18 protein-coding genes are annotated in these 21,502 nt (G+C 35.7%); 14 read left to right on the top strand and 4 right to left on the bottom strand.

The window, feature by feature from the left end; translation table 11 throughout:
• The first annotated feature begins 33 nt into the window (after positions 1 to 33).
• The 6 genes from trmFO (at position 34) to I586_RS01595 (ending at position 6,326) form a co-directional block, all read left to right on the top strand.
• Positions 34 to 1,359, top strand: coding sequence for an FADH(2)-oxidizing methylenetetrahydrofolate--tRNA-(uracil(54)-C(5))-methyltransferase TrmFO (gene trmFO / locus I586_RS01620; protein ID WP_010764921.1), 1,326 nt, complete (start codon positions 34 to 36; stop codon positions 1,357 to 1,359).
• A gap of 217 nt (positions 1,360 to 1,576) precedes the next feature.
• On the top strand, positions 1,577 to 2,476 hold the full coding sequence (gene xerC / locus I586_RS01615; protein WP_010764922.1) for a tyrosine recombinase XerC: 900 nt from the start codon (positions 1,577 to 1,579) through the stop codon (positions 2,474 to 2,476).
• 165 nt (positions 2,477 to 2,641) lie between these two features.
• Positions 2,642 to 3,190: an HslVU peptidase proteolytic subunit gene (gene hslV / locus I586_RS01610; RefSeq protein ID WP_010764923.1), complete on the top strand. Its 549-nt coding sequence runs from the start codon at positions 2,642 to 2,644 to the stop codon at positions 3,188 to 3,190.
• A 16-nt stretch (positions 3,191 to 3,206) separates the two neighbouring features.
• Positions 3,207 to 4,610: an ATP-dependent protease ATPase subunit HslU gene (gene hslU / locus I586_RS01605; RefSeq protein WP_010764924.1), complete on the top strand. Its 1,404-nt coding sequence runs from the start codon at positions 3,207 to 3,209 to the stop codon at positions 4,608 to 4,610.
• Between the two features lie 34 nt (positions 4,611 to 4,644).
• Positions 4,645 to 5,436, top strand: coding sequence for a GTP-sensing pleiotropic transcriptional regulator CodY (gene codY / locus I586_RS01600; RefSeq protein WP_010764925.1), 792 nt, complete (start codon positions 4,645 to 4,647; stop codon positions 5,434 to 5,436).
• Positions 5,437 to 5,450: 14 nt separating this feature from the next.
• A complete protein-coding gene (locus I586_RS01595) occupies positions 5,451 to 6,326 on the top strand; it encodes an aldose 1-epimerase family protein (protein WP_010764926.1) in 876 nt (291 codons plus the stop codon).
• Positions 6,327 to 6,372: 46 nt separating this feature from the next.
• Here I586_RS01595 and plsY read toward each other — a convergent pair whose 3' ends face one another.
• Complete coding sequence (plsY, locus tag I586_RS01590; RefSeq protein ID WP_010764927.1) at positions 6,373 to 7,005, bottom strand: glycerol-3-phosphate 1-O-acyltransferase PlsY; 633 nt, start codon at positions 7,003 to 7,005, stop codon at positions 6,373 to 6,375.
• A 116-nt stretch (positions 7,006 to 7,121) separates the two neighbouring features.
• On the opposite strand from plsY, the gene I586_RS01585 reads away from it, so the two are divergent.
• The 7 genes from I586_RS01585 (at position 7,122) to I586_RS01555 (ending at position 17,663) form a co-directional block, all read left to right on the top strand.
• Positions 7,122 to 7,547, top strand: coding sequence for a CoA-binding protein (locus I586_RS01585; protein WP_010764928.1), 426 nt, complete (start codon positions 7,122 to 7,124; stop codon positions 7,545 to 7,547).
• Between the two features lie 122 nt (positions 7,548 to 7,669).
• The gene (parE, locus tag I586_RS01580; protein WP_010764929.1) at positions 7,670 to 9,739 is read left to right on the top strand and encodes a DNA topoisomerase IV subunit B; all 2,070 of its coding nucleotides are present in this window, start codon (positions 7,670 to 7,672) and stop codon (positions 9,737 to 9,739) included.
• A gap of 12 nt (positions 9,740 to 9,751) precedes the next feature.
• Positions 9,752 to 12,220 (top strand): DNA topoisomerase IV subunit A, encoded by a 2,469-nt coding sequence (gene parC / locus I586_RS01575; protein ID WP_010764930.1) that lies wholly within the window; start codon positions 9,752 to 9,754, stop codon positions 12,218 to 12,220.
• 289 nt (positions 12,221 to 12,509) lie between these two features.
• On the top strand, positions 12,510 to 14,756 hold the full coding sequence (pflB, locus tag I586_RS01570; protein WP_010764931.1) for a formate C-acetyltransferase: 2,247 nt from the start codon (positions 12,510 to 12,512) through the stop codon (positions 14,754 to 14,756).
• A 74-nt stretch (positions 14,757 to 14,830) separates the two neighbouring features.
• A complete protein-coding gene (gene pflA / locus I586_RS01565) occupies positions 14,831 to 15,595 on the top strand; it encodes a pyruvate formate-lyase-activating protein (protein ID WP_010764932.1) in 765 nt (254 codons plus the stop codon).
• A gap of 96 nt (positions 15,596 to 15,691) precedes the next feature.
• Entirely contained in the window at positions 15,692 to 16,618 is a 927-nt protein-coding gene (locus I586_RS01560) for a manganese-dependent inorganic pyrophosphatase (protein WP_010764933.1), read from the top strand.
• A gap of 118 nt (positions 16,619 to 16,736) precedes the next feature.
• Complete coding sequence (locus I586_RS01555; protein ID WP_010764934.1) at positions 16,737 to 17,663, top strand: DUF1803 domain-containing protein; 927 nt, start codon at positions 16,737 to 16,739, stop codon at positions 17,661 to 17,663.
• Positions 17,664 to 17,751: 88 nt separating this feature from the next.
• Here the strand turns inward: I586_RS01555 and I586_RS01550 are convergent, their stop codons facing one another.
• Positions 17,752 to 18,285 (bottom strand): DUF2179 domain-containing protein, encoded by a 534-nt coding sequence (locus I586_RS01550; protein ID WP_010764935.1) that lies wholly within the window; start codon positions 18,283 to 18,285, stop codon positions 17,752 to 17,754.
• Positions 18,286 to 18,494: 209 nt separating this feature from the next.
• On the opposite strand from I586_RS01550, the gene cls reads away from it, so the two are divergent.
• On the top strand, positions 18,495 to 19,955 hold the full coding sequence (gene cls / locus I586_RS01545; protein ID WP_010764936.1) for a cardiolipin synthase: 1,461 nt from the start codon (positions 18,495 to 18,497) through the stop codon (positions 19,953 to 19,955).
• A 502-nt stretch (positions 19,956 to 20,457) separates the two neighbouring features.
• Here cls and I586_RS01540 read toward each other — a convergent pair.
• Positions 20,458 to 20,883, bottom strand: a complete 426-nt coding sequence (locus I586_RS01540) for a nucleoside deaminase (protein ID WP_010764937.1) — start codon at positions 20,881 to 20,883, stop codon at positions 20,458 to 20,460.
• 55 nt (positions 20,884 to 20,938) lie between these two features.
• Positions 20,939 to 21,415, bottom strand: coding sequence for a GNAT family N-acetyltransferase (locus tag I586_RS01535; RefSeq protein ID WP_010764938.1), 477 nt, complete (start codon positions 21,413 to 21,415; stop codon positions 20,939 to 20,941).
• Positions 21,416 to 21,502: the final 87 nt, after the last annotated feature.

Genomic DNA, 21,502 nt, shown 5'->3' with positions numbered 1-21,502 from the left:
GACCGTTGGTTTTTTGAAGAAAAGAGGAAATATATGACTACTTCTGTAACAGTTATCGGCGCTGGTCTAGCCGGCAGTGAGGCTGCTTGGCAAGTTGCACAAGCGGGAGTTCCAGTAACGCTTTACGAAATGCGCCCAGTAAAAAACACACCTGCACATCAAACAGAAAATTTTGCTGAATTAGTGTGCTCAAATTCCCTTCGTGGAAATAATTTAACAAATGCAGTCGGTGTCCTTAAAGAGGAGATGCGCCGTTTGGATTCAATCATTATCACTAGTGCGGACAAAACAGCTGTGCCAGCTGGTGGCGCATTAGCAGTTGACCGTGATACTTTTTCACAAGACATTACCGATAGAATAAAAAATCATCCGTTAATTACAGTAAAAAATGAAGAAATCACTGAAATACCAGAAGGAATCGTGATTATTGCGACAGGACCATTAACTTCAGAATCATTAGCAGAGCAAATCAAAGAATTCAACGGATCAGATGGTTTTTACTTCTATGATGCTGCAGCTCCGATCGTTGATAAAGCAACGATCGATATGGATAAAGTCTACTTGAAATCTCGCTATAACAAGGGTGAAGCAGCTTACTTAAATTGTCCAATGACAGAAGAAGAATTCAAACGCTTCTATGAAGCATTAGTGTCAGCAGAAGTAGTACCGTTGAAAACATTTGAAAAAGAAAAATTCTTTGAAGGTTGTATGCCAATCGAAGTAATGGCAAAACGCGGAATTAAAACGATGTTATTTGGACCTTTAAAACCAGTTGGATTAGAAGATCCTAAAACTGGAAAACGTCCGTATGCGGTTATCCAATTACGTCAAGATAATGCCGCAGCGTCATTATACAATCTCGTGGGCTTCCAAACACATTTAAAATGGGGCGAACAAAAACGAGTGTTTCAAATGATTCCAGGTTTAGAAAATGCTGAGTTTGTTCGCTATGGTGTGATGCACCGTAATAGTTTTATGAATTCACCAGAGCTATTGAAACCAACATATCAATCTAAAAAAAGAGAAAACCTATTCTTTGCGGGGCAAATGACAGGTGTAGAAGGGTATGTAGAAAGTGCGGCTAGTGGTTTATTAGCAGGTATGAACGCTGCTCGTTTAGCCAAAGGAGAAGAACCCGTAGTTTTCCCAAGAGAGACTACCTTAGGTTGTATGGCTTACTACATCACTCATGCAGAGGGGAAACATTTCCAACCGATGAATGCTAACTTTGGTTTATTCCCTGAAATGCCAGAAAGAATTCGTGACAAAAAAGAACGCTATGAAGCAATTGCCGATAGAGCATTGACAACCTTAGCAAAAGTAACGCAAGAATTGAAATTGGTAAATCAAACAAATTAATATAAGGCCAAGACGAAGGAAATGATTTGTCTTGGTCTTTTTTTACATTAACAAGTGAACGATAAATTAAATTATTCTTATAAAATAGGACCATTTAATGACGATTGTGAATAAATTGTTACTAAATTTGAAAATATTGATTAAATTCTGACAATTCATTTGTTTTTTCAAAATGGTTATGCTAAAGTTACTGTGTAATTTATTGGAGGAAGTGTATATGGAGGAGAAAAACTGGTCAGAGTTATTTTTAAACTATTTGATTGTTGAACGTGGTTATTCACAAAAAACAAGGATTGCATATGAAGAAGATATGCTAAACTTTTTCGATTTCCTAAAAGAGTCTGGTGAAGAAGATTATTTAAGTGTAGACCATTTAGATATTCGAACGTACCTGAGCTTTCTATATGATAAAAAATATAGTCGCAATTCTATCAGTAGAAAAATCGCAAGTCTGCGATCGTTTTATCAATTTTTACTTAAAAATGAAGTAATCAATGAAAATCCATTTTCCTATGTACACATGAAGAAAAAACAATTACGACTTCCTCGTTTCTTCTACGAAAAAGAAATGGATGCTTTATTTGAAAGCGCTAAAGGTTCAAAACCTTTGGAATTGAGAAATCAGGCTTTACTAGAAATCCTATACGGAACAGGGATTCGGGTCAGTGAATGTACCAACTTAACAGTACAATCGATCGATTTTTCCGCAAATGTATTATTGATACACGGGAAAGGAAACAAAGACCGTTACGTTCCTTTTGGTTCTTTTGCTGAGGATGCTCTTAAAGAGTATTTGGAAAATGGACGAGCTGTTTTGATGGAAAAATACCATCAAGAACATGCCTTTGTCTTTGTCAATCATCATGGGCAACAGATTACACCAACTGGCATTGAGTACGTGTTGAATCAACTAATCAAAAAAAGTACTTTAAATAGTGATATTTACCCCCATATGTTACGCCATACTTTTGCAACGCATTTGTTAAATAATGGCGCCGACATGCGGACCGTCCAAGAATTATTGGGGCATTCTGATTTATCTACTACTCAGATCTATGCCCATGTAACAAAAGAAAGCTTACAGAAAAACTATCGAACATTTCATCCTCGTGCCTAAGGAATGAAACGTATCCAGTTTAATAACTTTTAAAATATCTAGCATTTCGAGAAAATCATCCCAAAATAGAAGACTTGTTTACGAAAATAAATGCTACAAAATAGTTTTCTATTTTTATTAGCTAATAGATGACCCCGTTATGCGTTTAAATCAGGAGGAATAATAATGGTTGAATCACAATTTCACTCAACGACAATCTGCGCTGTTGAAAAAGACGGAAAATTTGCAATGGCAGGTGATGGGCAAGTAACAATGGGCGAATCTGTTGTTATGAAAGGAACAGCCAAAAAGGTACGCAGAATCTACAATGACGAAGTTGTCGTTGGGTTTGCGGGTAGTGTAGCAGATGCGTTTACGTTAGAAGAGAAATTTGAAGGAAAATTAAATGAGTACAACGGTAATCTAACGCGCGCAGCGGTTGAGTTAGCACAAGAATGGCGTACACAACAATCCATGCAAAAATTAGAAGCAATGTTGATCGTAATGAACGCAAAGGAAATGTTGCTTGTTTCTGGAACAGGGGAAGTAATTACGCCAGATGATGGCATATTAGCGATTGGTTCAGGAGGAAACTTTGCGTTATCTGCTGCTCGTGCAATGAAACATTATGGGGATAAAGAAATGTCCGCCAAAGAAATTGCTAAAAATGCACTGAATATTGCCGCAGATATTTGTGTCTTTACGAATCATAATATTATTGTAGAAGAAATATAAATGGGGGACAACGACCATGAATGAATTAAACAAAACACCAAGAGAAATCGTAAAAGAACTAGATGAATATATCATTGGCCAGGAAACGGCTAAAAAATCAGTTGCAGTTGCATTGCGAAACAGATACCGTCGACTACAACTTGAAGAAAAAATGCAGCAAGATGTCACGCCTAAAAATATGCTAATGATCGGCCCAACAGGTGTGGGAAAAACAGAAATCGCTCGACGTTTAGCAAAAGTTGTCAATGCGCCCTTTATCAAAGTAGAGGCAACTAAGTTTACAGAAGTCGGCTATGTTGGACGAGATGTCGAATCAATGGTTCGTGACTTAGTTGAAAACGCAATTCAAATCGTTGAAAAACAACAATACAGTCGTGTTTATTCTCAAGCATTGAAAAAAGCGAATAACCGCTTAGTAAAAGTTTTAGTTCCAGGGATTAAAAAAGAGCAAAAGCAAACATCAAACAATCAATTTGAACAAATGATGCAAATGTTCAACAGCGCACAACAACCACAAGAATCTCATGAAGAAGTAACAGATGAAATCAAAGTAAATCGCAAAACGATTCTTGAGCAACTAGAAAAAGGGTTGTTAGATAATCGTGAGGTTACAATTGAAATTGATGAGCCTAAAAAAACAATGCCAGCGATGAACGCCGGCATGGAACAAATGGGAATCGATTTGAACGAAACACTAGGTGCGTTATCACCTAAGAAAAAAGTGGAACGAACTGTTACAGTAAAAGAAGCGCAAGAACTGCTTGTAAAAGAAGAATCTGCAAAAATCGTCAAAGATGCAGATATTCATAGTGAAGCAATTCGATTAGCTGAAAGTAGCGGCATCATTTTCATTGATGAGTTTGATAAAATAACCTCAAAAAGTCAACAAAACTCAGGTGAAGTGTCACGAGAAGGTGTACAACGTGATATTTTACCAATCGTTGAAGGCTCACAAGTCAATACTAAATACGGGCCAATCCAAACGGACCACATTTTATTTATCGCTTCAGGAGCTTTCCATTTATCTAAACCTAGTGATTTGATTCCTGAATTACAAGGACGATTCCCAATTCGTGTCGAACTGGACGACTTATCAGCGGATGATTTTGTACGAATTTTAACCGAACCAAACAATGCGTTGATCAAACAATACATTGCCTTGATCGGTACTGAAAATGTCACAGTAATCTTTACAAAAGAAGCAATTGAAAGAATTGCCAATATTGCCTTTGACGTCAATCGTGACACAGACAATATCGGAGCTCGTCGTTTGCATACAATATTGGAACGTTTGTTAGAAGATCTATTATTTGAAGCGCCAGATATGCAAATGGGTGAAATTACGATAACAGAAGCTTATGTTAACGAAAAACTAAACAGTATTGTTCAAAATGAAGATTTAAGCCGTTACATTCTTTAATATTATTTAGCTTTTTAAAATAGGAGGAGTAAAAATGACGACTTTATTAGAAAAAACCCGTCGAATCAATAAGCTTTTGCAACAGAAAAATACCTTTGATCAAAAAGCAGATTTACCTTATGATAAAATGGCGATGATTTTAGGGGATATCTTAGACAGCAATGCCTACATCATAAGTAATGAGGGCGTTTTGTTAGGGTATAACGAAAAACTAGATGTCAATAATGCTCGAGTTAAGCACATGTTTGAGGAAAAACGTTTTCCGCAAAGTTATACAGATGCGGCTGATAATTTAGTTAAAACGGAAGCAAATATTTCAATTACAAGTGATTTAACAGCATTTCCTGTTGAGTTACGCGAGAAATATCCAGTTGGCTTAACAACGATTGTACCAATGTTTGGTGCGGGTGAACGTTTAGGCACAATTATTTTAGCTAGAGTAGAACAATCATTCGATGATGAAGATTTGGTTTTAGCTGAATACAGTGCAACAGTAGTCGGTATGCAAATCCTTTATCAACAATCAAGAAATATTGAAGCAAATGTTCGCAGTGCGACTGCCGTACAGATGGCAATCAATACCTTATCTTACAGTGAACTAAAAGCTGTCCAAGCGATTTTCAAAGCTTTAGATGGCGAAGAAGGTCGATTAACTGCTTCAAGCATTGCCGATGAAATTGGCATCACGCGTTCTGTAATCGTGAATGCTTTACGAAAGTTAGAGTCTGCTGGAATCATTGAATCAAGATCGCTAGGAATGAAGGGGACATATCTGAAAGTTTTAAATAAACAATTTATTAAAGAATTGGAAAAAGATAACAAGTAGGAGGCAGTGTGAGCATGACTGTACAAATTGAAAATGAGTTTTTGGTTGCAACTATCGCAGAAGATGGTGCAGAATTAATCAGTTTAAAATCGAAGAAAAATAATATTGAATACATCTGGCAAGGAGATCCAGCATTTTGGGGCCGTCATGCTCCCGTGTTGTTTCCAGTTGTTGGTCGTTTAAAAGAGGATCAATACACATATGACAATCAAACGTATCCTATGAGTCAGCATGGCTTTGCGAGAGACAGTCTTTTTGAAGTGGTTGAGCATGGAGCAGAATTGGTTTCATTATCATTAAAAAGTAGTAAAGAAACCAAAAAGGTTTATCCTTTTGATTTTGAATTGATCCTTTCTTACGAATTAGAAAATGAGAACTTAGTGGTGAACTATCAAGTCGAGAATACAGGAAATGACGACATGTATTTTTCAATTGGTGGCCATCCTGCTTTCAATGTTCCTTTAGTAGAAGATTTAACGTTTGATGATTATTATTTAAGTTTTTCACCTAAAAAATCACGTACGCAAATTCCTTTAGCAGGACCTTTTTCAGACTTTGAGCACAAAACATTAGGTCAAACGAATACCAGTCTTGATATTCGCAGAGAATTGTTCAAAGAAGATGCCATCATTTTTGAAACAAAAGGGCTTAATACTATCACGATTGAGACAGACGAGAATCCACACAGCATTAGTTTAAGCTATACTGATATGCCTTACGTTGGCATTTGGTCTCCTTACACACAAGAAGCGCCATTCGTCTGTATCGAACCGTGGTGTGGTATTGCAGACGAAGTAAATGCAACAGGTAATCTTGTTGACAAAAAAGGGATCAACAAATTAGCTGTATCAGATATTTTTAAAACACACTATACACTTACAACAAAATAGCACAAAAAAACTAGGACAAGAAGTGTTTAACCTCAAGTCCTAGTTTTTACTTGTCTTTTTTTGCCCCTAATCCGAAAGGGACGTGACTTTCAGTGCCATCTTTGATTCGTTTTATATTGTCTTTATGACGGATGAAAATAAATATCGTCAAGGCTAAGGCAATCAAAGTCAATAACCAGTCAAACTTAGGTAGAATCGCTGGAATCGCATAGGGTAGAACAACAGTTGATAAGGTAATCAATACCGCACTGATCATGCTAGTCAAACTCACCATGCTGGTAATGTATAACATAATAATAAAAATTAAGGCAGAATAAACAAAAAATGCTGGATTGTAAGCTAAAATCATACCTGCACTTGTTGCAACAGCTTTTCCTCCTTTAAAATTTGCAAAAACTGGAAACGTATGGCCTAAAACAGCTGCAACACCAAACACTAACGGATTGACATTTAAAGAAAATAGAAGAGGTAAACTAGTTGCTAATGTTCCCTTTAAGATATCCATAAATAAAACAGCAATACCAGCTTTTTTCCCCAATACTCTAAATGTATTCGTTGTTCCTGTGTTGCCACTCCCAAATTGACGAAGATCTTTTTTAAAGAATAGTTTTCCAACCCAAACACCAGAAGGGATGGAACCTAATAGATAGGCGATAATCAATAGCACGAAGAATTTCATTGCGCAACCTCTTTCCGTTCAAACTAGCATTTATTTTATCATGAATAGAAACAGCTAACAATAATTAAATATTCGTTGTATAATGAAAGTAAGAGAAATTAGAAAGGATGATTAAAATGCCTATAGAAAACCCATCACAAGAACAAATTTTTAGCTACTTAAAAGAAGCCAAACGAATAGCAATTGTTGGATTAAGCGCTAAAGAAGAACGAACAAGCTACCAAATCGCACAACTGCTACAAGAATACGGCTATGAGATTATCCCAGTTAACCCTCTTTTAGTTGGACAAAAAATTCTAGGCGAAACAGTTTATGAAAAACTTCAAGATATACCTGGATCAATCGATATCGTTGATATTTTCCGACGTAGTGAATTTTTACATGAAGTGGCTCAAGATTTCATAGAAACAGATGCAAAGGTCTTTTGGGCACAACTAGGCTTAGAGAGTGAAGCAGCAGCTGAACTGTTGAAAAAAGCAGGAAGAAATGCTATTATAATGAATCGTTGCATTAAAATTGAATTAGCAAACATGCCAAAATAGATGCAAATAATTTTAAGAAAGAGTTACCGAATAGGAAAGCTCTTTTTTTTTGAGAGCTTTTAGAGTATTATTGTAATGATGTGGCTTTAAGCCCTATAATTCAAGTATAAGGAGTTTTTTCTTTGGCGAAAAAAGTAAACAATGAATACAATGACGCCTCCATCCAGGTCTTAGAAGGATTGGAAGCTGTAAGAAAAAGACCAGGAATGTACATCGGCTCCACAGATAGCCGTGGATTACATCATTTAGTTTATGAAATCGTTGATAATGCTGTAGATGAAGCATTGTCTGGTTACGGAAATGAAATCAGTGTAACGATTCAAAAAGATAATAGTATTAAGATTACCGACTCAGGTCGTGGGATGCCTGTTGGGATGCATGCATCTGGCATTCCAACTGTAGAAGTAATTTTCACAGTTTTACATGCGGGTGGAAAATTTGGACAAGGCGGCTATAAAACCTCTGGTGGGCTGCACGGTGTGGGTGCCAGTGTCGTTAATGCACTGTCTAGCTGGTTAGAAGTTCGAATCGTTCGTGATGGTGTTGAATACATGGAGCGTTTTGAAAATGGTGGTAAACCAGTTGGTACGTTAAAAAAAGTTGGAAAAACGAATAAAAAGAATGGGACATCCGTAATTTTCTTGCCAGATGATACCATTTTTTCTACTATACATTTTTCATACGATACATTAGCAGAACGATTAAGAGAATCTGCTTTTCTATTAAAAGGAGTTAAAATTTCTCTTTCAGACTTCAGAGGAGAAGAACCTAAAGAAGAAATTTTTCATTACGAGGAAGGAATCAAAGAATTCGTTGCATATCTTAATGAAGAAAAAGATACATTAACGCCCGTCGTTTATTTTTCAGGTGAAAAAGATGCAATTGAAGTAGAACTTTCTTATCAATATAATGACGGTTATTCAGAAAATGTTCTTTCTTTCGTAAACAATGTTCGTACTAAGGATGGCGGTACTCATGAAGTTGGGATGAAGTCTTCAATGACAAAGGCCTATAATGAATATGCGCGAAAAGTTGGTTTACTAAAAGAAAAAGATAAAAATCTCGAGGGTAGTGACTTCCGTGAAGGATTAGCTGCAGTATTATCAATTCGTGTACCGGAGAACTTATTGCAATTTGAAGGGCAAACGAAAGAAAAGCTTGGAACACCAATGGCTCGTAATGCCGTGGATAATGTCGTTGGCGAACAAATGGGGTTCTATCTACAAGAAAATAGCGAAATGAGCCAACAATTGATTCGCAAAGCAATCAAAGCGCGTGAAGCCCGAGAAGCAGCTCGCAAAGCGCGTGAAGAAAGTCGTAATGGGAAAAAACGAAAAAAAGGGGAATCACTTTTATCTGGAAAGCTAACACCGGCACAATCACGCAATCCTAAAAGAAATGAACTCTATTTAGTCGAAGGAGATTCTGCCGGTGGTTCTGCTAAACAAGGCCGTGACAGAAAATTCCAAGCAATTTTACCATTACGAGGAAAAGTCTTAAATACTGAAAAAGCTAAAATGCAAGATATTTTAAAAAATGAAGAGATCAATACAATGATTTATACGATCGGTGCAGGTGTTGGACCCGAATTTTCGATCGAAGATTGTAATTACGATAAGGTAATTATCATGACCGATGCGGATACCGACGGTGCGCACATCCAAGTTTTACTATTGACCTTCTTTTACCGCTATATGAAGCCGTTGATTGAAGCCGGTAAAATCTATATTGCCTTGCCGCCTCTATACAAAGTCTCAAAAGGGCTTGGTAAAAAAGCTGTGACAGAATATGCCTGGACGGATGAAGAATTGTCAAATGTGACAGAGCAGGTAGGAAAAGGTTATATGCTTCAACGTTACAAAGGATTAGGTGAGATGAACGCAGATCAGCTATGGGAGACCACTATGGACCCTGAGACACGTACATTGATCCGAGTTAGAATAGATGATGCAGCTCAAGCAGAACGCCGTGTAACGACTCTTATGGGCGATAAAGTAGAACCAAGAAGAAAATGGATCGAACGCCACGTTCAATTCACGTTGGAAGAAGATGGCAGTATCCTCGATAGAAAAGATGGCGAAACAGAAATTTCTCTATCAATATCAAATGAAGTATTAGACGAAGAAAAAAAAGAAGAAACTGAACGGAAAAATGCAGAGGCAGAAGAAATCAGTTTATTCGATTTAGAGTAGGGAGTGACAAATTTGGAAAAACGCCAAGATATTCAAGAATTAACGCTTGAAGAAGTAATGGGCGATCGTTTTGGAAGATATTCCAAATATATTATTCAAGAACGTGCCCTACCTGATATTCGAGATGGGCTAAAACCTGTACAACGTAGAATTTTATTTTCCATGAACAAAGATGGGAATACATTTGAAAAAAGCTTTAGAAAGTCCGCAAAATCTGTCGGAAATATCATGGGGAATTACCATCCCCATGGAGACAGTAGTATCTATGAAGCGATGGTTCGTCTAAGTCAAGATTGGAAGCTCCGTCAAGTATTGATCGAAATGCATGGGAATAACGGAAGTATGGATGGTGATCCACCAGCTGCGATGCGTTATACAGAAGCACGTTTGTCTGAATTAAGTGGTGAGCTTTTAAAAGACATCGAAAAAGAAACCGTAGATTTTGTCTGGAACTTTGATGATACTGAAAAAGAACCAACGGTATTGCCAGCTAAATATCCTAACTTACTGGTCAACGGCTCGACAGGGATTTCCGCTGGTTATGCCACAGAAATTCCTACACATAATTTAGCAGAAATCATTGATGGTACGATTCATTTGATTGACCACCCAAATGCAACATTAGATAAGCTAATGGAATTTATTCCAGGTCCTGATTTTCCAACAGGCGGGATTTTACAAGGAAAAGAAGAAATCAAAAAGGCTTACGAAACAGGCCGAGGAAAAGTGATTCTTCGCTCAAAAACGAGAATTGAACCGCTAAAAGGCGGAAAACAACAAATTATTGTCACTGAAATTCCATACGAGGTCAACAAAGCAACCTTAGTCAAAAAAATGGACGAAGTTCGTTTAAATAAGAAAATTGATGGGATTGCTGAAGTTCGTGATGAAAGTGATAGAACGGGCTTGCAAATTGCCATTGAGCTAAAAAAAGATACAAATGCTGAAGGCATTTTGAATTATCTTTTTAAAAATACTGAATTGCAGATCAATTATAACTTTAATATGGTGGCAATCGATAATATGACTCCGCAACAAGTTGGTCTAAAACGTATTTTAGACAGTTATATTGCGCATCGTAAACAAGTTATTACGAATCGTAGTCAATTTGAATTGAATAAAGCAAAAAGACGTCAGCACATTGTTGCAGGTTTAATCAAAGCCTTATCTATTTTAGATAAAGTCATCGAGACGATCCGTGGTAGTAAAGACAAAAAAGATGCCAAGATGAACTTAGTCAAAGCATATGCCTTTACAGAAGAGCAAGCCGAAGCAATCGTAACATTGCAGTTGTATCGTCTAACGAATACGGATATCACGCAGCTTGAAAAAGAAGCAGAAGAGTTAAATGAGCTTGTTACAGAACTTACGAAAATTTTAAGTGATGAAAAAGAATTATTTAACGTAATGAAAAAAGAACTACGCGAGGTCAAAAAACAATATGGTAATCCTCGTTTAACGCAAATTGAAAATGAAATTCAAGAAATTAAAATCGATACGAAAGTATTGATTGCTCAGGAAGATGTAGTCGTGACTGTCACTCATGAGGGTTATATCAAACGTAGTAGTTTACGCTCATATAGTGCATCGAAACCTGAAGAGGTTGGTATGAAAGATGGAGACTTCTTGCTTTATACGGGTGAGGTCAACACATTAGATCACATTTTATTGATAACAAATAAGGCAAATGTAATCTATCGACCAGTTCATGAATTACCAGATCTGAGATGGAAAGAAATCGGTGAACATATTTCACAAGCTATTTTAAATCTATCCGTTGATGAGTCGATTATTGCTGTTTATACGTATAAAGAACTTTCGCCAACGAAGACGTTTGTGTTCATGACAAAAGAAGGCATGATCAAACAAAGTAAAATGTCCGATTTTGAACCATGGAGAACATATAAGACTCGCCCAACCAATTGTATGAAATTAAAATCTGAAACAGATGAAATCGTAAATGTCTATTTGACGAACGAACAAAAGATTTTAGATGTCTTTTTAGTTAGTCATCGAGGCTTTGGATTACGTTATCCATTGGATGAAGTACCAGTTGTGGGTGCTAAGGCAGCTGGCGTTAAAGCGATGAACCTAAAAGAGCAAGATTATGTTGTCAATGGTTTACTCGTCCATGAAGATGGTGATACACCGATCGTACTGTTAACACAGCGTGGAAGTATTAAGCGGATGCTTGCACAGGAACTGCCTCAACTAGGAAGAGCCAAACGTGGATTAATGGTTCTTAGAGAACTGAAAAAAAATCCTCACCGCGTAAACTTTATGTCAGAAAGTAGTCAATTAGAGCTATTAGTAACGACTCATAATGGCAAACAATATACAATCAATTCAGAAAAATATCCAATCAATGACCGAACATCAAACGGATCATTCATGCTTGATGAAAAACAAGATGGTGAAATTTTAGAAGTACACGAAATGCACACGGCAGAATTAGAGCCTAAGACAGAAGAGTCTAAATAAAAGAATGAATCTGTTCTATAGAATTAACGAAAAAGAGTAACTGTTCTAGTACAGTTATTCTTTTTTTTATAACAGATTTCTTACTTTTAAAGTTCCTTCACAATAACTTAGTTAAGTTAATCACAAAGATAGAACGTTGATATAACAGTGTTATTTTCGTATTTCGTCAAAAAAATAAGCAATTCGTTCAAAATGTAGTAAGGAAAGGCTTGCATAAAAACCACGATGTGTTATACTAATCACATAAAGCTGTTACATATAAATTTCAGCATACTAAGGAGGCCCCAAAATGGAGCAATGGAAAGGCTTTAAAGGCGACAAATGGCAAACATCAGTAGATACACGTGACTTTATTCAAAGAAACTACACTGAATACACAGGTGATGATTCTTTCCTAGAGCCAATCGCGCCAAGTACTGACAAATTATGGACAAAATTACAAGAATTATTCGAAGTACAACATGAAAAAAATGGTGTTTATGATATGGACACAAACATTCCTGCAACTGTTACTTCTCACGAACCTGGATACTTGATCAAAGAAGAAGAAACAATTGTTGGTTTACAAACAGACGTACCTTTGAAACAAGCATTTATGCCATTTGGCGGAATCAACATGGCAAATAACTCTTTAACTTCAAATGGATATGAAGTAGACGCAGAAATGTCTAAAATTTTCACAGAGTGGAGAAAAACACACAACCAAGGTGTTTTCGATGCTTATACACCAGAAATGAGATCTGCTCGTAAAAATAAAATCATTACAGGTCTTCCAGATGCATATGGCCGTGGCCGTATCATCGGTGATTATCGTCGTATTGCTTTATACGGGATGGACTTCTTGATTGCTGAGAAGAAAAAAGATTTAAGCAACACTGGTAACAAAGTAATGACAGATGATGTTATTCGCTTGAGAGAAGAAATTTCTGAACAAATCAGAGCAATGGCTGATCTTAAAGAAATGGCTTCTACTTATGGATTTGATATTTCTAAACCAGCTGCAAATGCTAAAGAAGCAATCCAATGGTTATACTTTGGTTACTTAGGTGCTATCAAATCTCAAAATGGTGCGGCTATGTCTATCGGACGTATCTCTGCATTCTTAGACATCTATATCCAACGTGATTTAGAAGCGGGTGTGATTACTGAATTTGACGCACAAGAAATGATTGATCACTTGATCATGAAATTACGTATGGTTAAATTTGCTCGTACACCTGAATACAACCAATTATTCTCTGGTTACCCAATTTGGGCTACATTATCAATCGCTGGTATGGGCTTAGATGGACGTTCATTAGTGACTAAGAGTGATTTCCGTATCTTACACACATTAACAAACATGGGACCATCTCCAGAGCCTAACTTGACTGTGTTATATTCTTCACATTTACCAGTTGGATTCAGAACATTTGCTTCTAAAATTGCAAAACAAAGTTCATCTATCCAATTTGAAAATGATGATTTATTACGCGCTAACTGGGGATCAGATGACTGTGCAATCGCATGTTGTGTATCTGCAACAGTTATGGGTAAAGACATGCAATTCTTCGGCGCTCGTGCGAACTTAGCTAAAGCTGTTCTTTATGCAATCAACGGCGGTGTAGATGAAAAAACTAAAATGCAAGTAGCACCTAAATTCCGCCCAATGACTGGCGACACTTTAGACTACAATGAATTTATCGATCGTTATAAAGATATCATGGATTGGTTAGCTGAATTGTATGTAAATACATTAAATGTTATCCACTACATGCATGATAAATATTCTTATGAAGCAGCACAATTAGCCTTCATGGAAAGTAACTTACAACGCACATTCGCAACTGGTATTGCAGGGATTTCACATGCTGCTGACTCAGTAATGGCGATCAAACATGGTAATGTACAAGTTATCCGTGACGAAGATGGTTTAGCAATTGACTACGTTCCTCAAAATGAGTTCCCAACTTATGGTAACGATAATGAAGAAGCAGATGCAATGGCTAACTGGATCCTTGAGTACTTCATGACTCAAATCAGACGTCAACATACGTACCGTAATGCGAAACCTACAACATCATTATTAACAATCACTTCAAATGTTGTTTACGGTAAAGCGACTGGTAATACACCAGACGGACGTCGTGCAGGTAAACCATTAGCACCAGGTGCTAACCCAAGTTACCAAGATGGTAAATTCTTAGGTGAGAAAAATGGTCTTTTAGCATCTCTTAACTCAACTGCTAGATTAGAATATACAAGTGCATTAGACGGAATCTCTAATACACAAACAATCAATCCTAATGGTTTAGGTAAAGATGATGATACAAGAATCGATAACTTACGTAACGTAATGGACGGCTACTTTGATAAAGGTGGTTACCACTTAAACGTTAACGTGTTCACAAACGAATTATTATTAGATGCACAAGCACATCCAGAAAAATACCCTAACTTAACAATTCGTGTATCTGGATATGCCGTGAAATTCCGTGACTTAACTCCTGAGCAACAAGCAGACGTTATCTCTAGAACTTCACATGATAGACTGTAATATTTAAACAATTGAAGGGGTGACCTCGTGTCATCCCTTTTTTTAAAAAAGCAGATAGAAATGAGGAACAAGCAATGACAAGCCCTGTTATTGGTAGAATCCACTCTACAGAAAATTTTGGGACCGTTGATGGCCCTGGTGTTCGTTTTATCGTATTTACTCAAGGTTGCCGTATGCGTTGCCAGTTTTGTCATAATCCTGATACTTGGAAAATCGGTTCAGGCGGACGTGAAGTGACGACAGATGAAGTTTTGGATGAAGCAATCAAATATCGTTCTTATTGGGGCGAAAAAGGCGGGATCACGGTCAGTGGAGGCGAGCCTTTACTTCAACTGGAATTCTTAACTGACTTATTTAAAAAAGCAAAAGAAAAAGGAATACATACAACAATCGATACTTGTGGCAAACCATTCACAAGAGAAGAACCTTTTTTTAGCCAATTTGAAGAATTAATGAACTATACGGATTTATTGTTATTCGACATTAAACATATCGATAACGAACAGCACAAATTACTGACTTCATTAGGAAATGAGAATATTTTAGAAATGGCTCAATATCTTTCTGAAATCGAAAAACCAGTTTGGATTCGCCATGTTTTAGTACCAGAACGTAGTGATTACGATGAGTACTTGATTCGTTTAGATAGCTTTATTAAAACATTGAATAATGTCGATAAAGTAGAAGTATTACCGTATCATACGATGGGTAAATACAAATGGGATGAATTAGGGTTAGAATATCCATTAAACGGAATTGAACCACCTAAAGAAGACCGCGTAGCAAACGCTAAAAAATTGCTTCATGTCAATGACTATCAAAAATACGCAACAAGATAGTTTATAAAAATGGAAAAGAGCGACAATTATTGTTGTTTCTTTTCTATTTTTTGTTATTATTAGTAATGAAGAAAAAAGAAGGAGTGAATTATTTTTATGTCAAAAATTCTTGTTTTTGGACACCAAAATCCTGATACAGATGCAATCGGAGCTGCAATCAGCTTTGCGTATTTACAAAAAGAGCTAGGGCAAGACACTGAAGCGGTAGCATTAGGTACACCAAGTGAAGAGACTCAGTATGCGTTAGACTATTTTAACGTAGATGCACCAAGAATCGTTGAAAGTGCTACGGGTGAGACAAACCAAGTAATGCTTGTGGATCACAATGAATTTCAACAAAGTATTTCGGATATTGCAGAGTTATCTATTCTCGCAGTGGTCGATCACCATCGTATTGCGAATTTTGAAACAGCTGATCCATTGTATTATCGTGCTGAACCAGTAGGATGTACGAGTACAATTGTTTTAAAGATGTTCAAAGAAAATAATATTACGATTCCTAAACAAATTGCGGGTATGATGGTATCAGCAATCATTTCAGATACATTACTATTCAAATCACCAACATGCACACCAGAAGATATTGCTGCTGCAAATGAATTAGCTGATATTGCTGAAATCAATTTGGATGGTTATGGCTTAGATCTATTAAAAGCTGGTACTAATTTAAGTGATAAATCTGCTGAAACATTATTAGATTTAGATGCTAAAAGCTTCCCAATGGGAGCTATGAACGTCCGAATCGCACAAGTCAATACAGTTGACCTAAATGAAGTATTGAATCGTCAAGCAGAATTAGAAGCGTCTATGAAGAATGAGAATGCGACAAAAGGCTATGATTTATTTGTTTTAATCGTAACCAATATTTTAGATAGCGACTCTGAATTACTTGTAATTGGAGAAGCCTTAGATAAAGTTGAGTCCGCTTTTGGTGTTAAACTTAACAACAACCGAGCGTTCTTAAACGGCGTAGTTTCTCGTAAAAAACAAGTTGTTCCACAATTAACTGAAGCATTTAGCTAAACAGCACACATCTGATCTATCAATTAAAAAAAACTACAGGTGGCCATGTTATTGACTCCATCTGTAGTTTTTATTACTATAGAGATCAAATCTTGACGACTAGAAAGAGTGAGCGATTGTGAAAAATGTAAGCTATTATTTTGCTCGTGGTAGAGAAGAATCCTTAAATAAACTAATATCTGATCCATTGTTTAATAAAATTGTGACGTATTTTACTGAACGTGAAGGACAAGAAATTATTTTACGTCAAATTAAAGCTGATATATCAACAGATAACAATTTAGAATTATATTTAGATAAGCTAATCAACTATAATCTTGTAAAAAGAGAAAATAGAAGATACTCTTTAGCGTTTCCAATTTATTCAAACGAAACGATTTATACAATTCCTGATGTACTAACGGACCTATTAACAAGTATTAGACAAGATGAGGTTGTGACAGATCAGTTTCTATTTGGAGAATGGTTGTGGTCTGTTTTTTTCGAAGAAGAACAAGGGAGCTATTTTTTCGGTGTTAAAAATGAATCAAAAAATCCTCCCTTTTTTCGTAGGGTAGAAGAAGGAAATGAGTATATACGGTTTGTGTCAGTTTATCGAGAGGATCAGGTTCCGTTAGATTTAGCAAATTACTTTCACTTACTTTCACAAAGACAAGTATTACCTCAACAATTTGAAAGATTACAAACGATTCTTGGAGATGTAGATATCGATTATTTTATCGCACAAATTCAAAAAGTGATTCGCTCTGTCAAACGTAATAAAACTAGGGTGAGCAAAAAGAATATCTTTCAAGATGCACTGATTGAAACCAAAGATTTGATAAGAAATGACGAGGATCAGTTAATCTTTGAGACTCGCTTTATTGAAGAGAATGTTACTTCCGTTGATATTAATAGGCTTAAAACAGAGTTATCCGTATTGTGGGCAGCCCATTCTGATGAAAATCAACGAGTGTTCTTCAAAATGCAGCTATTCCAACAATTAATCGAAAAGTTTCTTTTGGATCAAGAAACTTTTCACTACTTCAAATACGGGTTACTATAATTATATTATGTAAACAAAGAAATTTATAAAAGCAACAGAGGTTGGAGCAATACGTTTAAAAATATGCTTTTGCTTCAACCTCTGTTGCTCAATGATTTCTTTTGCGGACTTTCTTTGTCCAAAATCCTCCAGAGATAAATTTGGGTTCATAAGAAATAATAAATGCTCTAGGTTCTTTTTCATTAATCAATTTGTATAGACTACGTTCATTTTTTCGTGGAGATAGGATTTCTAAAATCATGCGTTCGCCTTCTCGCCCGATACCAAAGCTTTGTGTAACTCCATAACCATGGTCTCTTAATATTTCTGGCAGGTTCAGTTGCTCAGTAGAAGAGGGGAGGATAGCCGTTACCATAATATAGCCTAATGCTAAGTAATCTTCAATTTTGATTCCTACGCTGATTCCTACAGCATAACCAAGAGCATAGACAATTAAATTCAAAGGATCGTCTAAGCGATTCAGGACCATACTGAGTCCTAGTACATAAATTGTGATCTCTGCCATGCTGACCAAAGGAGCAATCAAGCGATACCCTTTCATTGTAAGCATAAAACGAATCGTATTCAATGTGATATAAGAAAAATTGACCACAAAGATCGTAACAAGCATTTTGATGTCCATGTTTAATAAGTCCTCTTTTCAATTAAAGATATCAGCATATTATAGTACAACAATCTAATAATTAAAACACTTAGATCGAAAAAATATAAAATTCATATCTAAGTATTTTATTGCATTAATTTATTTTTTAACAACATTATTTGTTGGATGATTTTAAGCTTTTTGCTATAATCAATATACTACGTATTTTAAGGGAGAAATGAAATCAGATGAGAATTTTTATCATCATAATTGTTCTGTTAGTGTTATTAAATACAACAGCAGCACTTATTACCGTTTTTAGAAAACCAAGAAGTATCTCAAGCGTTTTGGCTTGGATTATGACATTATTATTTTTACCAGGAATCGGATTTATGATCTATCTTTTCTGCGGAAGAGGGATCAATGGTCAAAAAGTTTTCAACTTGACCTCTCATGATCAAGAAAAAATTGCTGAAATCAAAAAAATGGTCGATGAAGATAATCTAAAGTCAAATGAAAAATTAGATATCAATTTATTGACAGACGCACGAGTATTAAATAAATATTTCAGAAATATGGATTCGTCACCATTGAGCAAACGGAATAGTTTAAAGATTTATACTGACGGAAGAGAGAAATTCGATGCGTTATTTGAAGATATTCGTCAGGCAAAAGAAACCGTTCATGTTGAATATTACTCTTTTTTTAATGATCGTATCGGCAACCAGTTTTTAACTTTACTAGGTGAAAAAGTGAAAGAAGGAGTGGCTGTTCATTTGATTTATGACCCTTGGGGATCACCTGGGGCGAATAAAAAGTTTTTTGCAGAATTTGTTTCATTAGGTGGGAAAGTCGCGCCTTTTATTACCTCTAAAAATATGATCAGCAAAACTCGCTTAAATTATCACTTACACCGTAAAATAGTTGTTATCGATGGGAAAATAGGGTGGACCGGTGGCTTTAATGTAGGGGATCAATATTTAGGAGAAAGTAAAAAGTTTGGCTATTGGAGAGATACTCATATCCGTTTAGTTGGGACTTCAGTTTTTTCATTGCAAGAGATTTTTATTATGGATTGGAACGCGTCTGTGCAACATGATTCACATACAATGGAGTATTTAGATTCTTATTTTCAAATTGCTGAAGATACGGAGCTTGATAATTTAGCGTTACAAGTTGTATCGGATGGTCCAGACTCAGAAGAAGAAATTTTAAAAAGCGGGTTTATCAAAATGATTTTATCTGCAGAAAAATCAGTCTGGATCCAAACACCGTACTTGATTCCTGATGACAGTATGATCAACGCAATTTTAATTGCGGTTCGTTCTGGTATCGATGTACGAATCATGATTCCTTGTATGCCTGATCATCCGTTTATCTATCGTGCTACTCAATATTATGCGAATTACTTGCATAAAAGAGGCGTTAAAATCTACATGTATCAAAATGGATTTGTACACGCTAAAACAATGATTATTGATAATGAAATTTGTATGGTTGGGACAACAAATCAAGATATTAGAAGTTATGCATTAAATTTTGAAGTAAGTACGTTTATTTATGACACTAAAGTTTCTTGTGAACTCACTCAAATTTTTGAATCTGATATAGCAAACAGTATTCTGTTAACTGACGAAATCATTCGCAATCAATCACATTGGTTACGATTCAAACAAAACTTTTCACGTTTATTATCACCAATACTGTAGACATTGAAAGACAATAAAGAATAGAACTAAACGACGAATGAGGTAGTGATACTGATTTCGTTTTTTAGTTTTACATTCTAGTTAACATAATATACATTATACAAAGTAGATTAAAATCTAAGCATAGTATGTTATTCGCATCATTCTTGCATTTGAACTGTCATTCTATCTTATACTACGTTTGTTTATAAAAGATTTTTAACGAACTGGAATAAAAACTACAAGTCTATGCCGATACATTTCCACTAGTGTACCTATGGATATCCCATAAACTTAAAGACTTTTTCAGAAATGGACATTTGTACTTGTTTCAGAAAAAGTCTTTAAGTTCTGTGCTTTATTTTGATAGTTCGCTGTTCGTCTTTTTTGTCTTTAAGTACTAACGTCGATTAGATTTCTCACCATTTGGACTTGACCCATATTTCATGCTCGCTGTACTAACTGATTACGAATAGTCTTTTGCCTTATGAAGATGATTTGGCGCGAAGATTCTAAAGTCTTTTTAAATTTCGTGTCTAGTGAAATAGTTTTTAATATCGTCTAGCATAAAATGTTCAATCAATGCTACAGGATGAATATCATAACCTTGTTCTAATATCGTCTTGCATTTGATAAACGACCAGTTTGGAAGTGAACCTCTAAATCTTGGATCATTAGCATAAACAACACCATCAATACCACTCCAAATGATTGCTGAAGAACATAATGGACAAGGTTCAAAAGTTGAATATAACCAATATCCTGTGGGTAAAGTAGCTGTTTTCAAAAGCTTACAGGCAGATCGAATTGCATTGACTTCAGCGTGTGCCGTTGGATCATTCGTTTGTGCAATTGTAGTTTTGCCTGTAGATATAATCTCCATTTTTTCATTAACGATTGCTGCACAAATAGAATGTTCTTTCCATTGTTTTTGAATGAGTTCAGTCATGATTTTTGTGCTCGGATGTTGTAACAAGTTCTTCTCTTCTTTCTATAAAAGACTATTATCTTACTTGTTTGGACATGCTGATATCGGTTGCCACAAAACCTGTTTGCTCATATAAATGTATCGCACCTTTGTTATGAGCAAATACATGCAGATCAATCTGTGTCACATTCATTTCCTTTGCTTTTTCTGTAAGGCAAGAAATAGATTCTTTCCCAAATCCTAAGTTTCTGAATTCTTCAAAAATCACAAAATCATAAATGAAGAATTTTGACTCATAGGGAGTTTTATTTAGGTGAACCCACAAAAAACCAACTTTTTTATCCAATTTATCCTCTTTAATAGAATATAAATAGTCGTTATTGGTATCTTTGCCTTCAGGTAAAAGATCTTTAAAACTTTTTGCAGCTAATTCGATTGCTTCTTCCTTATTCCATGTACCAGCAGTAATTTTGTCTTGAGCATAATCTTTAATTGCGAAAGATAGATAATTTTCATAATCAGTTGAAGTCATTTTTTCTAATATAATTGTCATTTTTTTCCCACCAATATATTCATTTATTTCAATCATAGCATTTTTATTATTAGAAAAAAAGACTACACTGAAGTTAATTTAGTGTAG

The organism is Enterococcus moraviensis ATCC BAA-383, from assembly GCF_000407445.1.
Lineage (GTDB): Bacteria > Bacillota > Bacilli > Lactobacillales > Enterococcaceae > Enterococcus_L > Enterococcus_L moraviensis.
Note: the sequence above shows the minus strand (reverse complement) of the source record. Positions and strands in the feature narration are given on the sequence as shown.